This window comes from Bacillus salipaludis, assembly GCF_030938565.1.
In the GTDB taxonomy this organism is placed as follows: Bacteria; Bacillota; Bacilli; order Bacillales; family Cytobacillaceae; genus Neobacillus; species Neobacillus salipaludis_A.
This window is the reverse complement of sequence record NZ_JAVGVR010000001.1, coordinates 1,303,671-1,326,837: the sequence shown is the minus strand read 5'-3', so window position 1 is coordinate 1,326,837 and position 23,167 is coordinate 1,303,671. Positions and strand designations below refer to the sequence as shown.

The 23,167-nt window shown below is 38.8% G+C and carries 20 protein-coding genes and 1 riboswitch; of the genes, 8 read left to right on the top strand and 12 right to left on the bottom strand.

Annotated elements, in window-relative coordinates; all coding sequences use genetic code 11:
* Positions 1-46: 46 nt before the first annotated feature.
* Complete coding sequence (locus RCG21_RS06470; protein WP_133337599.1) at positions 47-1,963, top strand: heavy metal translocating P-type ATPase; 1,917 nt, start codon at positions 47-49, stop codon at positions 1,961-1,963.
* 261 nt (positions 1,964-2,224) lie between these two features.
* On the opposite strand, the gene RCG21_RS06465 is transcribed toward RCG21_RS06470, so the two are convergent.
* Both RCG21_RS06465 and RCG21_RS06460 read right to left on the bottom strand, forming a co-directional pair.
* Positions 2,225-3,061 (bottom strand): YihY/virulence factor BrkB family protein, encoded by an 837-nt coding sequence (locus tag RCG21_RS06465; protein ID WP_133337601.1) that lies wholly within the window; start codon positions 3,059-3,061, stop codon positions 2,225-2,227.
* 21 nt (positions 3,062-3,082) lie between these two features.
* Positions 3,083-3,442 (bottom strand): YtxH domain-containing protein, encoded by a 360-nt coding sequence (locus RCG21_RS06460; protein WP_133337603.1) that lies wholly within the window; start codon positions 3,440-3,442, stop codon positions 3,083-3,085.
* 203 nt (positions 3,443-3,645) lie between these two features.
* On the opposite strand from RCG21_RS06460, the gene RCG21_RS06455 reads away from it, so the two are divergent.
* On the top strand, positions 3,646-3,918 hold the full coding sequence (locus RCG21_RS06455; RefSeq protein ID WP_308913002.1) for a DUF1128 domain-containing protein: 273 nt from the start codon (positions 3,646-3,648) through the stop codon (positions 3,916-3,918).
* Here RCG21_RS06455 and map read toward each other — a convergent pair.
* The gene (gene map / locus RCG21_RS06450; protein ID WP_133337647.1) at positions 3,896-4,645 is read right to left on the bottom strand and encodes a type I methionyl aminopeptidase; all 750 of its coding nucleotides are present in this window, start codon (positions 4,643-4,645) and stop codon (positions 3,896-3,898) included. The genes RCG21_RS06455 and map overlap by 23 nt on opposite strands.
* 215 nt (positions 4,646-4,860) lie before the next feature.
* Between map and RCG21_RS06445 the strand changes: the two genes are divergently transcribed.
* Positions 4,861-5,184, top strand: coding sequence for a helix-turn-helix domain-containing protein (locus RCG21_RS06445; RefSeq protein ID WP_026573952.1), 324 nt, complete (start codon positions 4,861-4,863; stop codon positions 5,182-5,184).
* Between the two features lie 75 nt (positions 5,185-5,259).
* On the opposite strand, the gene RCG21_RS06440 is transcribed toward RCG21_RS06445, so the two are convergent.
* The 3 genes from RCG21_RS06440 to RCG21_RS06430 form a co-directional block, all read right to left on the bottom strand.
* Positions 5,260-5,409, bottom strand: a complete 150-nt coding sequence (locus RCG21_RS06440; RefSeq protein ID WP_235824892.1) for an anti-repressor SinI family protein — start codon at positions 5,407-5,409, stop codon at positions 5,260-5,262.
* 31 nt (positions 5,410-5,440) lie between these two features.
* A riboswitch (cyclic di-GMP riboswitch) is annotated at positions 5,441-5,530 on the bottom strand.
* Between the two features lie 265 nt (positions 5,531-5,795).
* Positions 5,796-6,767 carry a carbohydrate kinase family protein gene (locus RCG21_RS06435; RefSeq protein ID WP_308913001.1) on the bottom strand — a complete coding sequence of 324 codons (972 nt, stop codon included), beginning with the start codon at positions 6,765-6,767 and terminating at the stop codon, positions 5,796-5,798.
* 697 nt (positions 6,768-7,464) lie between these two features.
* Complete coding sequence (locus tag RCG21_RS06430; RefSeq protein ID WP_308913000.1) at positions 7,465-8,526, bottom strand: YeiH family protein; 1,062 nt, start codon at positions 8,524-8,526, stop codon at positions 7,465-7,467.
* 125 nt (positions 8,527-8,651) lie between these two features.
* Between RCG21_RS06430 and RCG21_RS06425 the strand changes: the two genes are divergently transcribed.
* Positions 8,652-9,542: a LysR family transcriptional regulator gene (locus RCG21_RS06425; RefSeq protein WP_133337611.1), complete on the top strand. Its 891-nt coding sequence runs from the start codon at positions 8,652-8,654 to the stop codon at positions 9,540-9,542.
* Between the two features lie 547 nt (positions 9,543-10,089).
* Here the strand turns inward: RCG21_RS06425 and RCG21_RS06420 are convergent.
* Complete coding sequence (locus RCG21_RS06420) at positions 10,090-10,464, bottom strand: DnaJ family domain-containing protein (protein ID WP_133337613.1); 375 nt, start codon at positions 10,462-10,464, stop codon at positions 10,090-10,092.
* 132 nt (positions 10,465-10,596) lie between these two features.
* Here RCG21_RS06420 and RCG21_RS06415 point away from each other — a divergent pair, with 132 nt between their 5' ends.
* A complete protein-coding gene (locus RCG21_RS06415) occupies positions 10,597-10,755 on the top strand; it encodes a hypothetical protein (protein WP_165976330.1) in 159 nt (52 codons plus the stop codon).
* Positions 10,756-10,787: 32 nt separating this feature from the next.
* Here RCG21_RS06415 and hutH read toward each other — a convergent pair whose 3' ends face one another.
* Positions 10,788-12,299 (bottom strand): histidine ammonia-lyase, encoded by a 1,512-nt coding sequence (hutH, locus tag RCG21_RS06410; protein WP_308912999.1) that lies wholly within the window; start codon positions 12,297-12,299, stop codon positions 10,788-10,790.
* 395 nt (positions 12,300-12,694) lie between these two features.
* Here hutH and RCG21_RS06405 point away from each other — a divergent pair, with 395 nt between their 5' ends.
* Positions 12,695-14,398, top strand: a complete 1,704-nt coding sequence (locus RCG21_RS06405; RefSeq protein WP_133340457.1) for a sigma-54 interaction domain-containing protein — start codon at positions 12,695-12,697, stop codon at positions 14,396-14,398.
* A gap of 152 nt (positions 14,399-14,550) precedes the next feature.
* Here the strand turns inward: RCG21_RS06405 and RCG21_RS06400 are convergent, their stop codons facing one another.
* The 3 genes from RCG21_RS06400 to pruA all read right to left on the bottom strand — a co-directional run bounded on the left by RCG21_RS06400 (position 14,551) and on the right by pruA (position 17,374).
* Complete coding sequence (locus tag RCG21_RS06400) at positions 14,551-15,531, bottom strand: proline dehydrogenase family protein (protein WP_308912998.1); 981 nt, start codon at positions 15,529-15,531, stop codon at positions 14,551-14,553.
* A gap of 73 nt (positions 15,532-15,604) precedes the next feature.
* On the bottom strand, positions 15,605-15,760 hold the full coding sequence (locus RCG21_RS06395; protein ID WP_308912997.1) for a hypothetical protein: 156 nt from the start codon (positions 15,758-15,760) through the stop codon (positions 15,605-15,607).
* Positions 15,761-15,805: 45 nt separating this feature from the next.
* Positions 15,806-17,374 carry an L-glutamate gamma-semialdehyde dehydrogenase gene (gene pruA / locus RCG21_RS06390; protein ID WP_308912996.1) on the bottom strand — a complete coding sequence of 523 codons (1,569 nt, stop codon included), beginning with the start codon at positions 17,372-17,374 and terminating at the stop codon, positions 15,806-15,808.
* Positions 17,375-17,855: 481 nt separating this feature from the next.
* On the opposite strand from pruA, the gene RCG21_RS06385 reads away from it, so the two are divergent.
* Together RCG21_RS06385 and putP are read left to right on the top strand one after the other, a co-directional pair.
* Positions 17,856-19,265, top strand: coding sequence for an amino acid permease (locus RCG21_RS06385; protein WP_133340463.1), 1,410 nt, complete (start codon positions 17,856-17,858; stop codon positions 19,263-19,265).
* 25 nt (positions 19,266-19,290) lie between these two features.
* The gene (gene putP / locus RCG21_RS06380) at positions 19,291-20,775 is read left to right on the top strand and encodes a sodium/proline symporter PutP (RefSeq protein WP_308912995.1); all 1,485 of its coding nucleotides are present in this window, start codon (positions 19,291-19,293) and stop codon (positions 20,773-20,775) included.
* A 74-nt stretch (positions 20,776-20,849) separates the two neighbouring features.
* Here putP and RCG21_RS06375 read toward each other — a convergent pair whose 3' ends face one another.
* Complete coding sequence (locus RCG21_RS06375; protein WP_133336219.1) at positions 20,850-23,039, bottom strand: DNA topoisomerase III; 2,190 nt, start codon at positions 23,037-23,039, stop codon at positions 20,850-20,852.
* Between the last annotated feature and the right edge of the window lie 128 nt (positions 23,040-23,167).

Below are 23,167 nucleotides of genomic sequence, written 5' to 3'. Positions count from 1 at the left end.
TTTAACATAGCCAAAAATATTAATCCGGATTATGGAGGGGGAAAAGATGAGTTCAGAAGCGAAATCACTTACACAAGAAATACAAAAGGTTTCTTTCATTGAAAAAATTAAGCCTCACGCAGAGCTAATTGCCGCTGCGGTAAGCGGGCTTTTAATTGTTGCAGGGTGGCTGTTTGATAAATACGATAACGAAGTAGATTCCATCATCGCTTATTTGCTTGCTTTTGTGATTGGAGGCTTTGCCAAGGCGAAAGAAGGGATCGAGGAAACCTATGAAAATAAAGAACTGAATGTCGAAATGCTGATGATTTTTGCCGCAATTGGTTCAGCGATTATTGGCTACTGGACAGAAGGAGCCGTGTTAATTTTTATTTTTGCAGTCAGTGGTGCTTTAGAAACCTATACGATGAATAAGAGTCATAAAGAAATTTCTTCGTTAATGGAGCTTCAGCCTGAAGAAGCCCTCCTCATTAAGAACGGGGTCGAAAAAAGAATTCCAACCTCTGAGCTGCAGGTAGGGGATCAAATTCTTGTAAAACCCGGCGAGCGGATCCCTTCAGACGGGATGATCGTAAAAGGAAAAACCAATATCGATGAAGCAGCCATCACCGGGGAATCGATGCCTGTTTCGAAAGGGGATCAGGAGGAAGTCTTTGCCGGAACAGTTAATCTAACAGGTTCCATTACGGTTCAAGTAACCAAAGCAAGCAGTGACACCCTTTTTCAAAAAATCATTCAGCTTGTTCAATCGGCCCAAAGCGAAAAATCTCCTTCCCAGCTTTTTATTGAACGCTTCGAAGGAACTTATGTAAAGGCTGTTCTGGCTGTAGTAATCCTGATGTTTTTCATTCCGCACTTTCTACTGGACTGGAGCTGGCATGAATCCTTTTACAGAGCAATGATTTTGTTAGTGGTTGCCTCCCCATGTGCATTGGTGGCATCCATCATGCCTGCCACCTTATCCGCCATATCCAATGGAGCGAAGCATGGAATCTTGGTAAAGGGCGGTGTTCATCTCGAGAATTTGAGCTCTTTAGAAGCCATTGCCTTTGATAAAACCGGAACTCTCACAAAAGGAAGACCCGAGGTAACCGAGGTTATAGTAAATGATGGCTTGGATCGGGAGGATCTTTTATGGAAAGCGGCTTCGATTGAGAACCATTCGAACCATCCGCTTGCACAAGCCATTGTCAAATATGCAAAACAACAGCTGAATAGGGAACTTCTTCATCCTGATTCTCTTGAAGACCTACCTGGCTGGGGTGTAAAAGCAAGTATTGGCCTTGAACATTGGAAAATTGGGAAAGCCGATTTTGTTGGAAAAGAAATGGCAGATGCATTTGCAAATGGAAAAGCAAAAGAATTGGCCAGCCTTGGAAATACCCTTGTTTTCGTTGAAATCAATGGTGCTCTTTCCGCCATGATTGCCTTGAAGGATGTAGTCAGGGAAGAAACTAAAATAGCCATTGATCAATTAAAACAAAAAGGAATTTATACTGTCATGCTTACAGGGGACAGTCAAACAACAGCGAGCGCCATTGCTGCTGAAAGTCATGTTGATCAATTTTTTGCTGAATGCTTACCAGAAGAAAAAGTAGAGCAGTTGAAAGAATTAAAGAACAAGTTTAAAACTGTGGCAATGGTGGGTGACGGGATTAATGATGCCCCTGCCCTAGCCATTGCAAATGTTGGAATTGCCATGGGTGAGGGTACAGATGTTGCGCTAGAAACAGCAGATATTGTCTTAATGAAAAATGATTTACCAAGGATTGCGGAAGCTGTTCGCCTCTCGCAAAGAATGAATAAAATTATCAAGCAAAATGTTATTTTTTCTATATCTGTCATCATGCTTTTAATTGCTTCGAACTTTTTCCAGCTGCTTGATTTGCCATTCGGAGTAATTGGCCATGAAGGAAGCACAATTTTGGTCATTCTAAATAGCTTAAGGCTTCTAAAGTCATAAGGAAGACCGGGATGATATCCCGGCCTTTTTTTATTTGTCCAGTAAGCACCAAGATGCTTCCGCTTTTTAGTGATATCCGTTTGAACCGTTTGCAGACCCAGAAGTTTTTTGTTTTGGATGATTCTTTTTCCCTTTTTGTTTTGTTCCGCCATCTTTTTTCGTCGCTTTAGTCATGGTGTAAGCCTCCCTTAAGATTGTAGGTAACCCCCAATTATAGTTTGAGCAAATCCCACGTTTTCATAAAGGAAAAATGAGGAGCACTTAACAGTTTTTCTTACTTCTTTCACTATAAAACGCGTTAATTTCCCCACCTAAAACGATGATGAAGGCCGATAAATACAGCCATATCATTAACACAATGATCGCTCCAATACTTCCGTAGGTCAGTGAAAAATTACTAAAATTCTCAACATAAAAGCGTAATCCCATAGAAGTAACAATCCAGCCGACTGTGGCAAAGGCCGCACCCGGAAATGCGCTTCTGCACCGCAATTTCACATTCGGAGCAATCCAATATAAACCTGTAAAAATCAAGAACAAAATAATCGCACTCACAAGATAGCTTAGAGTGTCCCAAATCTTACCAAACTCGTCCGAAAATCCTACCTGTGAAAATAAAAATACGCCAATTTCTCTCCCAAAAACCGGTAAAATAATGGCAAGGAGAAAAACAAAAATCATTCCCAGAGTTAAGAGAATCGCCACTCCTCTTGCAACAATAAAGGAACGGTTTTCTTTCGCATTGTAGGCTTTATTAAAAGCCCTGACTACTGCATTAATTCCGTTTGAAGCTGACCAGATGGTACCGATTATACCAAACGATAGCAGCCCGCCATTACGGTGATTCATGATATATTTCACATTTTTCTCAATTAAATCCATTGCTTCTACCGGAGCAAAACCTTTGATCACTCCAAGAACATCTTGATGTGGGATAGGGATATATGGAAGTAATGTAAAAAGAACAATGAGGAGAGGAAACAAGGAAAGGAGAAAAAAATAGGCGAGCTGGGCACTTAAACCATTCAAATCATCTTCTTCAATCCTGTGCCATAGTAATCGAATTAAAGATGAACGAACATTTCCTCCCTTTTCCACGCTTATCCCTCCTTCATGATTTTAATCTTCTTTAATAACGACATCCATAACGTCTGAGTCTTCATGATCGATAAAGGCATCTTTTGTTTCTTTTACCATATCGGTTACCTTCGGGGTGAGTTCGCGAAGTTCCTCCACTTTCTCAGTGATATAGGAAATATCCTCGCTCATTTCCTCTACCGTTTCTTTTATTCTGATTGCTGTTTCTTTTATTTGTCCTGCAACCTCCTGCGGATGCTTTACTATATAGAGTCCTTTGCTGGAAACCTTTAAAACATTTTCCTTCATTACTTCCCTAGTATCTTTATCTAAAAGGCTGATTACACCACCCGCTAATGCTCCATATAGCATTCCTTTCCAAAATTGATTCCTCTTTGTCACTTTAAACTCTCCTTCTTTGCTACAATTTATCATCTTTACTCCCATTTTGCGATAAGCCCATTCCCTATGCAAGTTTAAATGGTAATAATTAATATTCTTTCATAAACATTCCCCTTTTGTAAAAGAACAAAACACTATTTTTATTGACATCTACCCATTATAATGAAAAGATGAGGATAAAAATTCAAAAGAGGGGGTCCGGGATGAATTTAGCAGAAAGATCGACTGAAAATGTTGAATATATGATTGAACAAATTAAAGAAAAATTAAAGGTCCTAAACTTGGGCGCCATAAAACCATCTCATTTCGATGAAGAAATGTACGAAGATCTAAAAGAAATTTATGAACTGGTCATGAAGAAAAATTCCTTCAGTCCAAATGAAATGCAGGCGCTCGTAGAGGAATTAGGAAACCTTCAAAAAAATAAAAAAGCAGACCCTGTGGGTTTGCTTTTTATTTTTGTTCTGTCAAGATGATTGGGCCATCCTTTGTAATCGCAATGGTATGTTCATATTGGGCAGAATAAGTTCCATCAACGGTTCTTGCCGTCCAGCCGTTCAAATCCATTTTTGTATGGTACATACCGATATTTACCATTGGTTCAATCGTGAACACCATTCCTTCTTTAATGCGAGGTCCTTTTCCCGGAAGGCCGTAATGTGGAACATCCGGTTTCTCGTGAATGACAGTTCCAATTCCATGTCCAATGAAATCCCGTACAACCGATAGACCTTCACTTTCAACATATTTTTGAATTGCGTGTCCGATATCTCCAATTCGATTCCCTGGAACCGATTGTTCAATTCCTTTATAAAGTGCCTCTTTTGTTACTTTTAATAAGTGGTCGGTTTCAGGAGAGACATTGCCCACAGCATAGGACCATGCTGAATCGGCCAATGCTCCATTATAGTTGACCACCATATCGATCGTGACAATATCTCCATCTTTCAAGGGTTCTTTTCTTGGGAATCCATGACAGATTTCATCATTAATACTTGCACATGTGGCAAATTCATACCCTTTATAACCCTTTTGCTCCGGTGAAGCGTTATTTTTCCGTAAAAAATCATCAACGAATTCTTCAATTTCCCAGGTCGTAATACCTGGTTTAATTAATTTGGCAATTTCTTTATGGCATGAAGCAAGAATTTCTCCCGCTTTCTTCATTGCTTCAATTTCTCTTTGTGATTTTAAGACAATCATTGTTTTCCCTGCCTTTTTATATTTTTCAGTATTCACTCTAAAAACATCTTATCTCTATCCAAGCTTTTTTTCAAAGAAGTGATTTAAGAATTTATTAATTCTTTGTTAACTTCGAGCGTATATTGTAAAAAATACGCCGTTCGTAATATGGAACTTTTTTCTCCCTTTTGGTAATATTATAATATAGATTATCTTTATTAGGTGTGTGAGATGCCATGATTGGAGAACGAGTAAAAAAACTGCGGTTAGAAAAGAAAATGTCCCTTTCCGAACTTGCTGAACAGGCAGGAGTCGCAAAGTCTTATTTGAGTTCCCTAGAAAGAAACTTACAAACAAATCCTTCTATTCAATTTCTCGAAAAAATTTCAGCAGTCTTAAATGTCCCTGTTGATTATTTAATCCATGAACGAATTGATCAAGAGGAATTGGACAGCGAGTGGATGAAGATTGTAAAAGAAGCAATGAATTCTGGAGTTTCCAAACAACAATTCCGTGATTTTCTTGAATTTAACAAGTGGCGGGCTGACCAAAATAAGTAGTATTACTTTTTAAAAAAAGAAAGCATTCCCAAAAGGATTATTCATCTTTTTAGGAATGCCTTTTTTGTATGTACCTTAACATTGCTTAACCAACTGCTCCTTCATATCATTTTGATTTAGAAATGTTCGAACTGTTTCCTTGTCAATTCCAAGTTTTTTTGCTTCGAGTATTAGAGCAATCCATTCTTCATCCATAACTTCAACGATACATTCTGTGTTTCTCAACTAAATTCACCCCTAAAATACTTATCGTATTCCAGGTAGCCCGGCCATCATAGCAAGATTCACTTACCTTAGATCCTCGGCTTTGCGTCCCTCTTTTTCAAAAGGTTTGCCTTTTTCTGATTGTATTGTTCATAGAATAAATAATTATTTATTACTTAGGACTAAATACTTAACCCTTAACGATACGTTTATTATAAATAGTTCTTTTTTAGTAGGGTGTTAGATTTTGTCAGTTTAATCCTATTTTCAAATTACTTTTTATCACAAATTATTCCTTTTTTTGACAAAAGACTGCCAATACATAAAGAAACATATCATTTATATACAAAAAATCCATATTTTCGAATAAAAAAGAGGGAATTTTTGTCGAATTCCCTCCCTTTTCCTTATCTTTGAAATGCAAAAGTAGATTTAAATCCTTTTTGCCCTGGTCCCCTGCAGAAATATCGTTGAAATGAATCCGTTAAGTTTTGATTGTTTAGTTCTGGATTTACAGTTTCTTTCGACCGAATGGTTAAATAGGAACAAGAAAGACCTATTTTGCAAGAGTCCTCTGTATTTAACCCCTTTAAATCCGCATATATTATTCCAGCAATAAGCGAATCACCTGCACCTGTTACGTCCGTAACCGGCACCTCAGGGGCAACCAATGCTCCGGCTTCCCCGTCTTTGGTAAAATAAATTAATCCCTTATCGCCTCTACTGATAACGACCTTTTTAACGCCCTTGTTTAGAATCTCTACAGCCGCCTTAAAGAAGTCCCCCTCAGTCTTTATTTTAATATTGGACAATGCTTCTGCCTCTTTTTCATTTGCAACGAGCCATGTAATTCCTTCAAGCGAACGTGGTAATTTTTCAGACTTTGCTACTGAAACCGTAGCAATGCAAATAGGAATATTTTCACTCCTGCAATGTTGAATAACGAGCTCAATGATTACTGCAGGTAGATTTGTATCAAGTAATACGATGGCTGGCCGGTCTTGTGGCCATTTTTTTTCAATAAAATCCTCTTCCACATGATCATAAATAGCCATATCAGCCAACGCGATTGCCATTTCGCCTTCTTCATCTAGGACAGCTGTATAGGTACCCGTTGACTTTCCAGGCAGTGCCTCCAAAAGGCTTACATCGACATATTCTCCTGTTGTTTTACGAAGCCATTTTCCTTCAGGGTCATCTCCTATATAGCCAAGTAAGGAACTATTAAGACCGAGACGCCCAAGGTTTTCAGCAATATTTCTTGCTACTCCGCCACAGGACATCGTACTCTTTGCAGGATTCGATGTTTTAAAGGTAAGGTGATTTATCGTTTGTATTTTGCGATCTATATTGGCTCCGCCAATACAAAGAACATTCATGGTTTCAAACACTCCTCTGGACAGGTAACTAAGAATCAGGATTCGACAAAAATCCTCTCCACTATAACTAGTACGATACAAACCTAATAAAATCCTTTGGATAAAATTGTATTTCGTTGCATTTTGTGCAAACGTTTTCCTTGAAAAGTTGATAAACCAAGGCCTCATTAGCTCTTATATTTTTTTAGGCTGTGTTAAAGGACAATGTTGATTTTGAACAACGTTGATTGGTTCAGAAGGCATGAAGACTCCTCGAAAATGCTAACGCATTTTCTTCGTGCGTGGGCGGATTCAAGGAAGCAATTCAGTGTCCTGTGGGAGCACGGGACAGGGGAGACACCGCAGGAGCGAAGCGACGATGAGGCTCCCCGAACCGCCCACGAACCGCTTGTGCCTGGAGCGGAAATCAACAACCAGGTTTAACAGAGCCTTTTTTTAATTTCTTAGACCAAAAAATTTGTCTGAATTGTGACATTTAGCATATAATGCAAATAATATATAAATATTCTAAATATTATAAAAATATGGGTGGTATAGGAAAATATGACTATTCTTCATATATTGAATTACTCTATTCCCATTGGTTTTATTGTGTTCTTTGGTTTTCTCCTTGACCATATGTGCAAACCTGGTAATCCAGAACAAAAAGCTGGCGATGAATGAAGTCTAGTCAATAGATTTCACCAAAGCCAGCTTTTTACGAGATAAAAAAGGTAACGATTGAAAGTACCACAGACGTAATCAGCATTGCAATTAGCGGGCGGGCTGCTTTTGTTCGGAGATCCCGCAGGCTAACATTTAAACCGAGACCGACCATGGCAGAAGTCAAAATAAAAGTAGTAGCCGTTGCGACCCCGTCTAACGCTGTTTTTGAAACTGGAATCGACTTACCGAAGACATAGCTTCCAAGCAAACTCATTAAAATAAAACCAATTAAAAACCATGGAAATTCAATTTTTGTATCTCCTGGATTCGAAGTATTTTTCCGTTTCATCCAATACATAAGTATAAAAGATAATGGAACTAGCAGCAGTACCCTGCCTAATTTCGCCAGTAGGGCAATCGCTAAGCCATCAGGACCAGCAGGAGCTCCTGCCAAAGCGACATGGGCAATTTCATGTAGGCTGGTACCGCTCCAAATTCCATATTCAATCGCCGATAATGGAAGAAAAGGTCTTAGGATGGTATAAACGATGGAAAATATCGTTCCAACTAATGCAATAATCCCTACTCCTATCGCGGTATCTTCATCCTTTGCTTTGATAATAGGTGAAACGGCTGCAATGGCTGCTGCCCCGCATACTCCAGTACCAACTCCCAAGAGAAGAGAAAGAGTTGATTCTGCTTTCAATAATTTTCCGAGCCAAACGGTTAATACTATAGCAAAAGCAATAACACCCACATCGCGTGCAAGTAGTCCAAGCCCTTGATGCAGTACAATATCAATATTTAGTTTTAAGCCGTACAAAATGATGGCAAAGCGCAAAAAACGTTTCGCGGAAAATTGAATACCGGCGCGCAGTTTTTCTGGATATCCGAAAAATTGCCGGTAGAATACCGCAATAACGATTGCACAAGCCAGCGGGCCAACATGATCAAAACCAGGGACTTTTGATAAAGCATAGCCAAGCTCTGCAACAACAATCGTAAAGGCGATTCCACCTAACCATAAACCGCCGGAAGGCTTAGGTTCCAGATTTTTTTGCTGAAGATCGGCCTGTTCAGTGACAGATAATGCTTTAGCATTTAGGTTCCCCATATTTATCACCTCATTTAATTTCTAATTTTAGAATACTCCTGGTTCATGTATAAGGAAAATAAAGATATATAATAGGTATGATAAGTAAATTTATATACATAAGGAACCGACGCGGGGGTAATCGGATGGATCAACATTTAGAGGTGTTTATAAAGGTTGTGGAAAAGGAGAATTTTTCGAAAGCTGCAGAAGATCTGCATATGACACAGCCTGCGGTCAGTCAATATATCAGGACTTTAGAAGAATCGGTCGGCGCTAGACTGCTTGAAAGGAGTAATAAATATGTGCGCCTCAATAAGGCAGGGGAAATTGTTTATCATCATGCAAAAGAAATTTTGGCACTTCACACAAAAATGCAATCATTAGTCGATGATCTGACCAATAAGGCAAGCGGGCAGATTTCAATTGGTGCGAGCTATACATTTGGTGAATATATTCTGCCGCATATTATATCGAGAATGCAGTGGCAATATCCCTTGATTCGTCCATCAATCAAGATTCAAAATACAAAGGAAGTGATCGAGCTCGTAAGAATGCATCAATTGGATATAGGAATAATCGAGGGTATTTTGAAGGATGATCATTTAAGTTCAGAAGTCATTTCGGAAGATAAAATGGTGGTTGTTGCTTCGCCCACTCATCATCTTTTATCGAAACTTGGTGAAAAACGAATTTCTGATTTGGTGGATGAAACATGGATTTTAAGAGAGGAAGGTTCCGGTACAAGGGAAGCTGCGGAAAACTTTTTTCGCTTACATAACTTTACGCCAAAAAAAATTATGGAATTTGGAAGTACTCAGGTGATAAAAGAGTCCGTTGAGGCAGGTCTGGGGATCAGCCTATTGTCACGCTGGGCTATTGAGAAAGAGGTTGTTCATAGCTACATCCGGATCATTCATATTGAGGGTCTGCCTTTCAAACGGAATTTTTCGATGATTACTCAGTCCGCCTATCAAACAAAAGCCTTAAAGACATTTATTGAAATTGTGAGGGAGTATTTGTCGGATTTTAGTTAGTTTCGTCTAAATAGGAGGTTGGAAGGACACTTTCTAGGGTTTCTTCTTGATTTTGTCTTTCTAACTGCTCTAGAAAGACACTTTCTCGCGTTTCTTCCGTGATTTTGTCTTTCTAGCTGCTCTGGAAAGACACTTTCTCGCGTTTCTTCCGTGATTTTGTCTTTCTAGCTGCTCTGGAAAGACACTTTCTCGCGTTTCTTCCGTGATTTTGTCTTTCTAACTGCTCTAGAAAGACACTTTCTCGCGTTTCTTCCGTGATTTTGTCTTTCTAGCTGCTCTGGAAGGACACTTTCTCGCGTTTCTTCCGTGATTTTGTCTTTCTAACTGCTCTAGAAAGACACTTTCTCGCGTTTCTTCCGTGATTTTGTCTTTCTAGTTGCTCTGGAAAGACACTTTCTACAGTTTCTTCCGTGATTATGTCTTTCTAGCTGCTCTAGAAAGACACTTTCTACAGTTTCTTCCGTGATTATGTCTTTCTAGCTGCTCAGGAAGGACACTTTTACCCATACTTTTTAGTAATTTGTCCTTCCAGCGCCTCTGAAAGGGGTTATTTCAACTTATTGTGCACCTTATGTTCATAGTTTTTGAAAAAAGAGGAATTCGTTTTAACGCCTCGTTTGGACATCATTTGATTGAATCGTAAAAGTTTTTCATTTAGCTTTTTTCTAAGACCTTCCCGCTCCCTCGGGTCATCACATTTTTTCATTAAATCCTCAATTGTCGTCAGTTCCCTGCGCAAATGGCTTTCTTCCTCGGTATACCCAGCATTTTTTAACAGTTTATAAGCCATGCGCAATTCCTCAGGAACTCCTGCGAGGTCATCGAGCGGAAGCGGCTTGCCCATCCCAGGGAGATTTTCAAACTCTCCATCCTCATATGCTTTTTTTATCCGTTCTTCTGAGACAATATGAAATAGATCCATGTTATAGCCTCCTTTTACCATACCTACTATGTAAAGTATATCAACTATCCATTTATATGCCTATCAGCCAAAATGTAATTTTTTATCTTCATTGGGGGAATGCTACAAGCGTAAACGAAAGGAGTGTTGAGTTTGGCACGCGGAGAACATTTTAATCATAAAAAGAAAAACCACCCAGGTGATTTTCCAAAAAATAGCCTGACCGCAAAACATACTAGAGAAGTCATTGAAGATGAAGAACTAATCGTCACCCAGGAGGCATTCAAAAATAGAGTCGAAGAGGAAGAATAAAAAGCGTGAGGGACACCTCACGCTTTTTCATATTACAATACTACTGATTGTGTTAATTCAGCAAAATCCATTGTTTTGAGGCCTTCTGCTGCTCTTTCAATATCCTTCGAGAAAATACGGTCCTTTGTAATAGAAGGAACAATTTCTCTTCCCTTTTCGTAAAGTCTTCTTGTTTGTGTAGCCATTTTATCCACACCACGGTATTCTACAGCCTGCATGGCACAAATCAATTCAATCGCAAGAACTCTTCTTGCATTTTGAATAATTTGATGAGCGTGTCTTGAGCCAATGGTTCCCATACTTACATGATCCTCTTGGTTTGCAGAAGATGGAATGGAATCGACACTTGCAGGGTGTGCCAATGTTTTATTTTCAGAAACAAGCGCTGCTGCCACATATTGCATAATCATCGCACCAGATTGTAGACCTGGCTCTGGGCTTAAGAAAGGCGGCAGATCATTTAATTGTGGATTGATTAACCGTTCAATGCGTCGTTCTGAAATATTAGCCATTTCCGCAACGGCAATTTTCATAAAGTCCATGGCAAACGCAATTGGCTGACCATGGAAGTTACCGCCAGAGATAACCTTATCACCATCATCAAAAATTAATGGATTATCTGTTGCTGCATTCATTTCAATTTCTAATTTTTCTTTTACATAATCAAGTGCCTGCCATGAAGCTCCATGAACCTGTGGGATACAACGAAGTGAATAAGCATCCTGCACTCGAAGCTCGCCTTGTTGGGTAGTCAGCAAGCTGTCACTTAAATAGCTGCGGATTCTTGCTGCTGTATCGATTTGCTGCTGGTAACCGCGGGCAACATGAATGTCTTCGTCAAATGCATCGATAATTCCAGTTAAACCTTCAATCGTCATTGAAGAAATAAGCTCACTTTCAAACGCAAGCTGTTCTGCTTCTAAGTAGCCGACAACGCCCATTGCTGTCATCGCCTGTGTTCCATTGATAATTCCTAATCCTTCTTTTGCCTCTAATGTAATCGGCTGAATTCCTTCGATTTGGAACGCTGTTAAAGAATCCATACGATTTCCTTGGTAAAATACCTCTCCCTCACCAACAAGTGCTAAGGCTAGGTGGGAAAGTGGTGCTAAATCTCCACTTGCGCCAAGTGAACCTTGCTGCGGAATAACAGGTACAATATCATGATTCACAAGCTTTAATAATGTTTCAATTACCACTGGACGTACGCCAGAAAAACCCTTTAAAAGTGCATTGGCACGAAGAAGTACCATTGCTTTTGCTACATCCACAGGGAATGGTTCGCCGACACCGCATGCATGAGAACGGATCAAGTTCAACTGAAGGTCTTGAACATCGTTCTGATCGATGAACACATCACTAAATTTACCGAATCCAGTTGTAATCCCGTAGATCACTCTTCCTTCTGAAACGATTCGATCTACTGCTTCCCTGCTCTTTTTTACTGCTTCCATGCTTTTATCTGATGCTTGGACCTTTTGACCACCATATAATACTTCTTTCATTTCCTTTAACGTTAAACCTTGGCCAGTTAATGTAATCATTTATTATCTCTCCTCTACCACTTTAGTATAATAAAGAAAGAGGCTGGATTCCTTTTCACTTAGTTTAGGAGTCCAGCCTCTTTAATAATCATAATAGAATATTTAATTTTTATTATTGGATGTATAAACCGTCTCATTTGTCTCATTCTCCTTTTAAAAATATAAATATTCCTATTCCTATGATAATTATTTTATGTGAAGCAAGCCCTTACTGTCAATGAAATTTTCTGAATTTTAGCACGATAACACTTTAGCACAATAATAAATGAAAGATGGTAATGGTTCTAGACTGTACCTTTTTAATTTAAACACATTTGTTTTATGATACTTTTAGTAGATAATACTGTAGAAAACATGATACATTTAAAAAAAGCACATAATGAAAGGGGTTTATTATGTTCAATATTGGGCAGATGCAATTAAATAACTCCTTTACTTTAGTTGAGCCGCATACATCTTTGATACATATAAAAAACGAACTTTTAGAGCATGATTTTGTTTTTGTTTCCGGTGAAACCTACTACGGAATCTCAAATAGTGAATACAACCTTATAGCAATAGATGAGGATTCGCTTCCTGTAATCAACTGGATTGAAAAGGTAAATTGGCTCCCTTCTAAAGTTTCTACTATCAATGAACTTTCTACATCAACAACAGATTGGAGACGGCCAGTTCTTATTAAAGATAAAGATAAGGGAGATATTATCGGGGTTGTGACTGCTAACCAATGGTTTCAGCAACTTGAAGGGGAAAATAAGAAACTCTCTTCTTACTTTTATACATTGGCCGAAACAATTAATGATGCAGTCACAGCTGTAGATCAGGAAGGAACTGTTATTTGTTGGAATTCTGTAGCTGAGAGGACATATAAAATTAAGCGAGAGAATATCCTTGGGCAAAAGATTGGAGAACATTTTAAAGCGGAATCCCTTATATTACACCATATATTAAATGAGGGACGGACTGTTCGCGGCGCCTATCATCGCCCGAATAACGATACTCACGTACTGATAAATGCTTCTCCTATTATAAAGGATAATACCATTATTGGGGGTATTGCGATCGAGCGCGATATCACTGGATTCGTTCGATTAAACGAGGAACTTGACTCGTCGCTTCCTTCGCTAATTGATCAAGAAAAGCCTTTTGATTCAATCATTGGAGTTAGTTCAGAAATTCAACAAGCATTGCAAATTGCACAAAAAGTTGCCTCTGCTGATATTCCCGTTCTGTTAACCGGTGAACCTGGTACGGGAAAAGAGATGCTGGCCCATGCGATCCATTATGGCGGTTCAAAAAACACTGGACCTTTTGTAACTGTCAATTGTTCAACGATTCCTTCAGGCCTTTTAGAGGCTGAATTATTCGGATACCAGGAAGGAGTTTTTACATCCGATCGAAAGGTCGGACAAGCCGGAAAAATCGAACAAGCATGTAATGGAACTTTGTTTCTTGAAGAAGTTGACAAAATGCCATTAGATATTCAAGAAAAATTCCTAAATTACGTGGAACATCAATCCTTTTATCGAGTGGGTGGATCTGAATTAATTACAACAAACACAAGGATTATTGCTTCTACTTCTCAACCATTAGAGTCCATGGCAAAGGATGGGGAATTTAACGAAACCCTTTATTATCGTTTAACTGTAATTAACATTGATATCCCTCCTTTGCGTAAAAGAACAGAGGATATTATTAAACTTGTTCAACAATTTATACATGAATTTAGTTCTAAGTATAAGAAACCCATTCCAGAAATTACGCCTAAGGTAATGACCCTTTTGATGAACTATGATTGGCCAGGAAATATCCGCGAGCTCCGCAATGTCATTGAACGCTTTATTATTCTTAATGATGAAAATATAATTACACTTCATCATCTTCCCAAAAATATAGTTGACACTTATTCTGGAGATAACAGCAAGGTTCCAAGCCAAAACGAAACATCACTAAAGGAACATGCACCTATAAAAGAAGAGGCATTGATCATTGAGGAAGCTTTACGGAAAACTTATGGAAACAAGAGTGCAGCTGCCAAATTACTCGGTATCTCAAGGGGAACACTTTATAATAAGATTAAAGAGTATGAGCTTAACTAAGGTAAGGTTAAAAACAAGAGATATTCCCAATTCCATGGCCGATGTTCCCGCATCGGTCATTATTTGTTTTAGATGTCTTATAAGCGGAGAAATCCAAGCAAAAAAAAGACGCTTTCTGTATTCAGAAAAGCGCCAAAAACGGAACAAAGTATTTATTTCCTTTTTTTATTACCCACAGTCAATCTACCCATAAAAAATGCTCCTGCGGCTAAGCCAACCATTGTGTTGGTTTTTTTGTTAAATACTTGTTTAGCAACAAGATTTAAGTTTTGCGGTCTTTCAGCAAGACGGCGCATGAAGTAACCGTACCAGTCTTTACCGAAAGGCACATAGGTACAGAAATTGTAGCCTTCATTTGCTAATTTTAGCTGAAGGTCTTTTCTAAAACCATAAAGCATTTGGAATTCAAAATTTTCATTCGGAATATCATTCTTTTTAACAAATTGTTTCACATGGTTAATGATTTTATGGTCATGTGTCGCAATGGATGTGAATTTTCCATTTAATAAATGCCATTCAATTAGCTTAATAAAGTTTTTATCGATCTCTTTCTTATCCTGATAAGCATATTGTTCCGGTTCTTTATATGCACCTTTTACAATACGAAGACGATAATTTTTATATTTTTCAAGATTTTCTTGTGCATTAAAGAAATAGGCCTGAATGACCGTTCCAACATTATCATATTCCAATGATAATTCTTCTAAAATATCAAAAGAAGGCTGTAGATGTCCATAATCCTCCATATCAAAATTAACAAAAATGCCATAATTGCTAGCCTGATGAACGATTTCTTTAAGATTTTCCAAGCAGAAGTTGTAATCAATATCTAATCCTAATTGTGTTGGTTTTAAAGAGATATGTGCATCTACGTTATTCTTATGAATCGCTTCGATTACCTTTAAAATTTGGTCTCTAGCGGCGATCGCCTCTTCCTTTTTAAAGACAAACTCTCCCAAGTTATCGACCGTGCAAGAGATTCCATTTGCGTTAAGCTCTTTAATGCTTTTAATCGTTTCTTCAATATTTGTACCTGCAACAACACTTTGTGCCCCTAGTTTCAATCCATACTTTTTAGCCGCGCTATTAAGAAATTGGTTTTGGGATAATCCTATAAAAATATCTTTTAACATCTCCATTACTCCTTCTTGTTGTTATATATTAGGGTATCACTTTCAACAAATTATACTTTTATTATTTGTTATTTTAGTAGGATTCAACTAAATAAGAATCATTAAAATAAACAATATTTGAAAGGATTTTATAACCTTGAATTTTCCCTAAAGCCTCATCTGCTTCTTTTTCAGTGTCAAACTCAAACATTTGAATATTGTTCTTTGAATAAGAAGTAATGATCCACATGGAATATTCCCTCCAGGTTAAATGACTCTAAGGGCTGAACCCTTCTTAAAGTGTTTCGCTCGTTGTTTTTGCCTGCATGTGAAGGATCAGATAATCAGGGCCTCCTGCCTTTGAGTCCGTTCCTGACATATTAAATCCGCCAAATGGCTGATAACCGACAATCGCTCCCGTACAGCCGCGATTGAAATAAAGATTTCCTACATGGAATTCACGTTTTGCCCGCTCAATATGTTCACGATTGTTCGTGATTAATGCACCAGTTAGGCCGTAATCAGTATTATTTGCAATTTCCATCATATGGTCGAAATCTCTCGCCTTGCAAATAGCAAGAACCGGTCCAAAGATTTCTTCCTGCATCAGACGTGCTTTTTCGTGCATATCTGCAATAACGGTTGGCTGAATAAAGTACCCTTTGGAGTCGTCCCCTTCTCCTCCTGTCATTAATCTGCCTTCTTCCTTACCAATTCCGATATATTTCATGATTTTGTTATAAGAAGACTGGCTGATCACAGGGCCCATATAGGAATTGACATCTTCCGGGTTTCCGACGGTTAGCGTGTTGGTTAATGCCACTGCCTTTTCCAGCACCTCATCATAAACATCCTGATGTACAACCGCTCGGGAGCCCGCTGAACACTTTTGTCCAGAGAATCCAAAAGCCGAATACACAATCGAAGAAGCTGCAAGATCCAAATCAGCATCTTTATCCACAACAACTGTATCTTTTCCACCCATTTCTGCAATCACACGCTTTATCCAAATTTGGTCTGGCTGTACTTTTGCAGCACGCTCATAAATTCTGCAGCCAACTTCACGAGAACCTGTAAACGAGATGAAGCGGGTTTTCGGGTGATCAATAAGGTAATCCCCCATTTCAGAACTATCTCCAGGAACAAAGTTCAGCACCCCTTGAGGCAAACCAGCTTCTTCCATGACCTCAACAAATTTTGCTGCGACAACAGGTGTATTAGCAGATGGTTTAAGAAGTACAGTGTTTCCTGCTACAATCGCTGCCGTCACTGTTCCTGCCATAATCGCTAATGGGAAGTTAAACGGTGAAATGATTATACCTACACCAAGTGGTATGTAATGAAACTTGTTAATTTCTCCGTCCCGGCTGTTAACTGGTACCCCATCTTTTAATTGCACCATCTGACGGGCATAGAATTCAAGAAAATCTATCGCTTCCGCTGTATCTGCATCCGCTTCTCTCCAAGGCTTCCCGGCTTCCTTAACAAGGTAGGCTGAAAATTCATGTTTACGACGGCGAAGGATTCCTGCTGCACGGAATAAGATGTTTGCCCGTTCTTCTGGATCATGGTTTTTCCATGTTTCAAACGTTGAAAGGGCGGCTTGCATTGCTTTTTCAGCCAACTCTTGATTCGCTTTTGAAACCGTTCCAATGACTTCTTCCTTATTACTTGGATTTACCGATATTGTTTTTTTATCCGTTCTAATACGTTCTCCTCCGATGACAAGCGGATACTCACCGCCTAATTGTGATTGGACGAACATCAATGCATCTTCAAACGCTTGCTTGTTTTCTTTTATTGTGAAATCCGTAAACGGTTCATGTTTATAGGGTGCAATCGTATTTTGATAATCTGTAATCATTTGATTCTCTCCCTTATTACAAGATTTTTAATATATTTAATATTCACATTTAACACAAATATATTATAAACACCTTTTTACACATTTGTATATTACTTTTTACGAAAATTGTATAAATTAATTTATTTTATACAATTTTGTTTAAATCGAAATAGTTTTTTAAACATAATTGTATAAAATGAAAACTCTCCATCTAAATTCACACCATAAAATCACTTTTAAATTAAAAAAGTATTCAATTTTATAATTAAAAGTTAACAAAAATGTATTGGATAATTTACAGATTGACAACCTTGGACAACAATGTATAAAATGTGTTCATATAAAAGACTATAAATTTATAATTCTCTGAAATATCAAATTGATTTATAGGGTATTTTAATTAGAATTTGGAAGGGTTTTCATTTGCCTTTTCTGCGATAAAGAAATTGAACACCTTTCAATTATTTTTGGATAATCGGTTAATTAAGGAGGATGATTAATGCATCATCAACAAACAGAGTTACAGAAAGGGTTAAAAATTCGGCATATTACAATGATTTCTCTGGGGGGAATTATTGGGGCTGGATTGTTTATTGGAAGTGGATCCTTAATTAATATGGCTGGACCAGCCTCCATCTTCTCCTATGCATTCGCAGGGCTGCTTGTGGTTTTGGTGATGCGGATGCTGGGAGAAATGTCCATAGTCAATCCATCAAGTGGTTCTTTTGCTACCTATGCCCGGGAAGCGCTTGGCCAATGGGCTGGCTACACAATTGGGTGGCTATACTGGTTCTTCTGGGTAATCGTCATTGCAGTTGAATCGATTGCAGGTGCAAATATTATCCAATACTGGTTTCCTTCTTTGCCTTCTTGGTCGCTTAGCCTTTTGCTTACCTTTTTATTAACGTTGACAAATATGTACTCTGTTAAATCGTTTGGTGAGTTTGAGTACTGGTTTTCTCTTATCAAAGTAGTGAGTATTGCTTTATTTTTGATTCTTGGCGGGGCTATTATATTCGGACTTATACCAGGGGTCGAATCCCCCGGAACTTCAAACCTTCTACATCGAGGCGGATTCTTACCGAATGGAATTAGTTCTATATTTTTGGGAATTACTCTTGTTATGTTTTCTTTTATGGGAAGTGAAATTGTCGCAACCGCTGCAGGAGAAACAAAAAATCCTGAAAAGGCTATTACTGTTGCAACAAACAGCGTTATTTATCGGATTCTCATTTTTTATCTGGGTTCAATTTTAGTGCTGGTTACGATTCTCCCATGGGATTCTCATACCCTGCTGAAAAATCCTTTTGTTTCCGTACTTGAGATTTTAAAAATACCTGCTGCAGCTCAAATCATGAATTTTATTGTGTTGACTGCTGTACTTTCCTGTTTGAATTCTGGTCTTTACTCGAGCTCGCGTATGTTGCTTACGATGGCACAAAACGGAGACGCACCCCGAATGTTTTTAAAGATCAACAAAAAGGGCGTACCGCTTCAAGCCATCTTGGGCTGTACCGCGATCTCCTATATTAGCGTAGGATTTAATTACCTTTCTCCTGATAAAATATTTCTTTTCTTAGTCAATGCTTCCGGAGGAGTTGCGCTTCTTGTTTATCTAGTAATCGCCTTCTCACACCTGCGTATGAGAAGAAAATATGAAAAAGAGAACCCTGAAGCACTGAAAATAAAAATGTGGTTATTTCCTTATTTGACATACGCTACTATTCTTGCAATCATTGTTCTTTTTATCGCGATGGCATTTATTGATTCACTACGTTCACAATTCTTTTTAACGACCCTCATCGCTCTAAGTGTAATCGGTTCTTTCTTTGTCAGCAAAAATAAAAAATCAATAGATTTATTACCAGAAGAACAAAATCAAATGTCTCTCCATTCGAAAGCGGAGTAGATGTTAAAAACAAGGGGGAAAATGTATGAACCATGAAACGTTACAATTGATCTCAATAGGGATTTACTTAGCTGGGATGCTGTTAATCGGTTGGTATGCCTATCGAAAAACCAGCAACTTGACAGATTATATGCTTGGCGGCCGTTCTTTAGGACCAGCAGTAACCGCTTTAAGTGCCGGCGCTGCAGATATGAGCGGCTGGTTACTAATGGGTCTGCCTGGCGGTATCTATGTTACCGGTCTTGCAAGCGCATGGATTGCTATCGGGCTAACCATTGGTGCTTACCTAAACTGGAAACTCGTTGCACCACGCCTGCGCTCATACACACAAGTCGCAAATGATTCCATCACCATTCCAAGCTTCTTAGAAAACCGTTTTAAAGACAACACAAAATTACTCCGGATTGTTTCTGGTATTGTTATTCTTATTTTCTTTACTTTTTATGTATCATCTGGGATGGTTTCCGGTGCTGTCTTTTTCCAAAGCTCTTTTGGGACTAGCTACCATACGGGTCTTTATATCGTTGCCGGCGTTGTTGTTGCCTACACTTTATTCGGCGGCTTCCTTGCCGTAAGTTATACAGACTTTATTCAAGGATTAATGATGCTTCTTGCCTTATTATTCGTTCCACTTCTTGGCATTTTTAAAACAGGAGGACCGGCGGAAACGTTTGAAACCATCCGCCATATTGACCCAACATTACTCGATTGGTTCAAAGGTACAACATTCGTTGGAATCATTTCTGCAATGGCTTGGGGCCTCGGATACTTTGGCCAGCCGCATATTATTGTGCGCTTTATGGCAATTAGTACGGTTAAAGAAACAAAAAGCGCCCGCCGTATTGGGATGAGCTGGATGATTATCACATTAATCGGGACAATCTTCACTGGTTTAATTGGTAAAGCTTATTTCTATCATAATGCTGCACATAAACTGGATAATCCAGAAGCTGTATTTATTTCATTGAGCCAGATCTTCTTCCATCCATTATTTGCAGGATTTGCTTTAGCCGCAATTCTTGCCGCTGTTATGAGTACGATTTCTTCACAATTAATCGTTACCTCTAGTGCGCTAATTGAGGACTTATATAAGGTTGTTGTCCGTAAAGGCGCTAAGGATAAAGAACTTGTATTCTTAGGAAGAATGGCAGTGCTAATTGTCGCTGTTGTTGCTTCCGCTCTTGCCTTCAAGCAAAATAGTACAATTTTAAGCCTTGTTGCTTATGCCTGGGCAGGATTTGGAGCTTCTTTCGGTCCAATCATTCTTTTAAGTTTATTCTGGAAAAAAATGAACAACTGGGGTGCCCTCTTTGGAATGATCGTTGGTGCCGTTACCGTAATCATATGGAAAAATGTTGGCCTTGGGGACACCCTTTATGAAATCGTTCCAGGCTTCGTCCTTAACTTTATCGTTTCTGTTATCGTCAGCTTGGCTACTCATAAGAAAAACGATGAAATTGAAAAAGAATTTGATGAAAGTGTCCGTTTGTTGAAGCAAGAATCAGCGTAATTAACCCTTACTACTTAAAATTGATAAAGGGGGCTATTCATAATCTTTATGAATAGCCCCCTTTAGTATGATACTTAATCAAACTTCAACCCTTTTAATGCTTCTGCCAATGCATTATTCAACGGTTCGTCCTCTTTGTTTTGATTTTTTAGATACTTTTGTACTGTGCGTTTATCTACTTTACCGCCAGATTCCTTTTTGCGGCGTGCTTCGAAAGCAGATAATTTTTCACGGTATCCACATTTACATGCGAAAATTTGTCCCTCGCCTTCGCCGCGTAGCTCTAATTTTTTATGGCATTGCGGGCAGCGTGCATTGGTGACGCGCGAGACATTTTTACGATGTCCACATTCACGGTCTTGACATACGAGCATTTTGCCTTTTTTCCCGTTAACTTCCAGCATTGGTTTTCCACAGTCCGGACAATTTTTTGTAGAGATATTGTCATGCTTGTATTTTTTATTACTTGCTTTAATTTCAGCCACAATCTCTTTTGTGTAGTTTTTCATTTCGCCGATAAACACATCTTTTTTCAGCTTGCCATGGGCAATTTGATCAAGCTTTTGTTCCCACTCCGCAGTCAAGGTAGGAGACTTTAGCTCTTCAGGCACTAGATCCAACAATTGACGGCCTTTAGACGTAATATGAATGTCTTTGCCACGTTTTTCGATTAAGAATGAATTAAATAATTTATCAATAATGTCTGCACGCGTAGCAACCGTACCTAATCCACCTGTCGATTTTAATGTTTCTGCCAGTTGTTTATTTTTTGTTTCCATATACTTCGTAGGGTTTTCCATAGCCGAAAGTAATGTTGCTTCATTAAAACGTGCAGGCGGATTGGTTTGACCAGATGTTTGGGCGATTAGTTTTACGTTTAATGTGTCGCCTTTTTCGATGCGAGGTAATATCTGTTCCTTTAGGTCATCTGCTGCATCCTCATCTTCAAAGCGATTTTCGTATACTTCTTTCCAGCCAGTCGCTAAAATCGTTTTTCCCCTTGCAACGAAGTTCTCATCCCCGATTTTCGCACGAAGTGTTAATTGCTCATATTCGAATGCCGGGAATAAAACGGCCAAGAATCGTTTCACCACTAAGTCATAAATTTTCCGCTCTTTATCCGTGAAGGCAGAGAAGTTTACATAGCCTTCTGTTGGAATAATGGCATGGTGATCGGATACTTTGCTGTCATCAACAAATGCCTTCGAGGCTTTGATTGGCTTGCTTAAGATTTTATTGGTTAAAGGACGATATTCCCCTATTCCACATGCTCGCAAACGTTCTGGAAGCGTTCCTACAATATCCGAAGAAAGGTAACGCGAGTCTGTTCGGGGATACGTTAAGACTTTATGTTGCTCGTACAGTTTTTGCATAATGTTTAACGTTTCCTTAGCAGAGTAACCAAAGATTTTATTCGCGTCACGCTGTAATTCCGTTAAATCATAAAGACCCGGTGAAAATGACTTCTTTGGTTTCTTCTCAATTTCTTTTACAATCGCATTTTGTTTACCTAGTTTTCCCACAATCGCATCAATTTTCTCTTTATCAAAGCTGCGGCTGTTCCCCTTCACATCTTGCCACGTCAGCTTTAAATGATCTGCTGTTTGGGCTTCGATACCGTAATAGGTTTGCGCTTTAAAGGTTTTGATTTCGTCCTCACGTGCTGCAATCATCGCAACAGTAGGTGTTTGAACGCGGCCGCAGTTTAGTTGGGCATTGAATCTGGTGGTTAAAGCCCGGGTTGCATTAAGGCCGATATACCAATCCGCTTCTGAGCGCGCGACCGCTGAAGCATATAAATTGTCATACGACTTGCCAGGCTTCAAATTGGCGAAGCCGTCTTTAATCGCTTTATCGGTAACAGAAGAGATCCATAGCCGCTTAATCGGCTTATTGACTTTTACTTTATCAATAATCCAGCGTGCGACTAATTCTCCTTCTCTCCCCGCATCTGTAGCCACGATGATTTCTTTGACATCATTTCTAGTTAGTTGGCTTTTAACCGCATTAAACTGTTTGCCTGTTTGCTTAATGACAGTCAACTTCAAACGATCCGGCAGCATCGGCAGATCTTCTAAATTCCAAGTTTTATATTTCACATCGTAGCTTTCGGGGTCAGCAAGTGTGACTAAATGTCCGAGTGCCCACGTAACAATGTATTTATCTCCTTCAAGGTATCCGTTTCCTTTTTTATTACAATTCAGCACGCGAGCAATATCACGTGCGACAGAAGGTTTTTCAGCAATAACAACACTTTTTGCCATTTTTTAAACATCCTTTCGAATTTCAGGTAAGTTAACTATAGCATACGTTTCAAATGGATTCAGGTATTCCGAAGATTCCAATACATAAAGGTATTGAAACTAATTCCAATAGGATAGTATGATGTAAT

Excerpts from the sequence above, each read along its gene's own strand:
- RCG21_RS06470 (WP_133337599.1), top strand. The coding sequence starts at position 47 with ATGAGTTCAGAAGCGAAATCACTTACACAAGAAATACAAAAGGTTTCT.
- RCG21_RS06455 (WP_308913002.1), top strand. The coding sequence starts at position 3,646 with ATGAATTTAGCAGAAAGATCGACTGAAAATGTTGAATATATGATTGAA.
- map (WP_133337647.1), bottom strand. The coding sequence starts at position 4,645 with ATGATTGTCTTAAAATCACAAAGAGAAATTGAAGCAATGAAGAAAGCG.
- RCG21_RS06445 (WP_026573952.1), top strand. The coding sequence starts at position 4,861 with ATGATTGGAGAACGAGTAAAAAAACTGCGGTTAGAAAAGAAAATGTCC.
- RCG21_RS06435 (WP_308913001.1), bottom strand. The coding sequence starts at position 6,767 with ATGAATGTTCTTTGTATTGGCGGAGCCAATATAGATCGCAAAATACAA.
- RCG21_RS06430 (WP_308913000.1), bottom strand. The coding sequence starts at position 8,526 with ATGGGGAACCTAAATGCTAAAGCATTATCTGTCACTGAACAGGCCGAT.
- RCG21_RS06425 (WP_133337611.1), top strand. The coding sequence starts at position 8,652 with ATGGATCAACATTTAGAGGTGTTTATAAAGGTTGTGGAAAAGGAGAAT.
- RCG21_RS06420 (WP_133337613.1), bottom strand. The coding sequence starts at position 10,464 with ATGGATCTATTTCATATTGTCTCAGAAGAACGGATAAAAAAAGCATAT.
- hutH (WP_308912999.1), bottom strand. The coding sequence starts at position 12,299 with ATGATTACATTAACTGGCCAAGGTTTAACGTTAAAGGAAATGAAAGAA.
- RCG21_RS06405 (WP_133340457.1), top strand. The coding sequence starts at position 12,695 with ATGTTCAATATTGGGCAGATGCAATTAAATAACTCCTTTACTTTAGTT.
- RCG21_RS06400 (WP_308912998.1), bottom strand. The coding sequence starts at position 15,531 with ATGTTAAAAGATATTTTTATAGGATTATCCCAAAACCAATTTCTTAAT.
- RCG21_RS06395 (WP_308912997.1), bottom strand. The coding sequence starts at position 15,760 with ATGTGGATCATTACTTCTTATTCAAAGAACAATATTCAAATGTTTGAG.
- pruA (WP_308912996.1), bottom strand. The coding sequence starts at position 17,374 with ATGATTACAGATTATCAAAATACGATTGCACCCTATAAACATGAACCG.
- RCG21_RS06385 (WP_133340463.1), top strand. The coding sequence starts at position 17,856 with ATGCATCATCAACAAACAGAGTTACAGAAAGGGTTAAAAATTCGGCAT.
- putP (WP_308912995.1), top strand. The coding sequence starts at position 19,291 with ATGAACCATGAAACGTTACAATTGATCTCAATAGGGATTTACTTAGCT.
- RCG21_RS06375 (WP_133336219.1), bottom strand. The coding sequence starts at position 23,039 with ATGGCAAAAAGTGTTGTTATTGCTGAAAAACCTTCTGTCGCACGTGAT.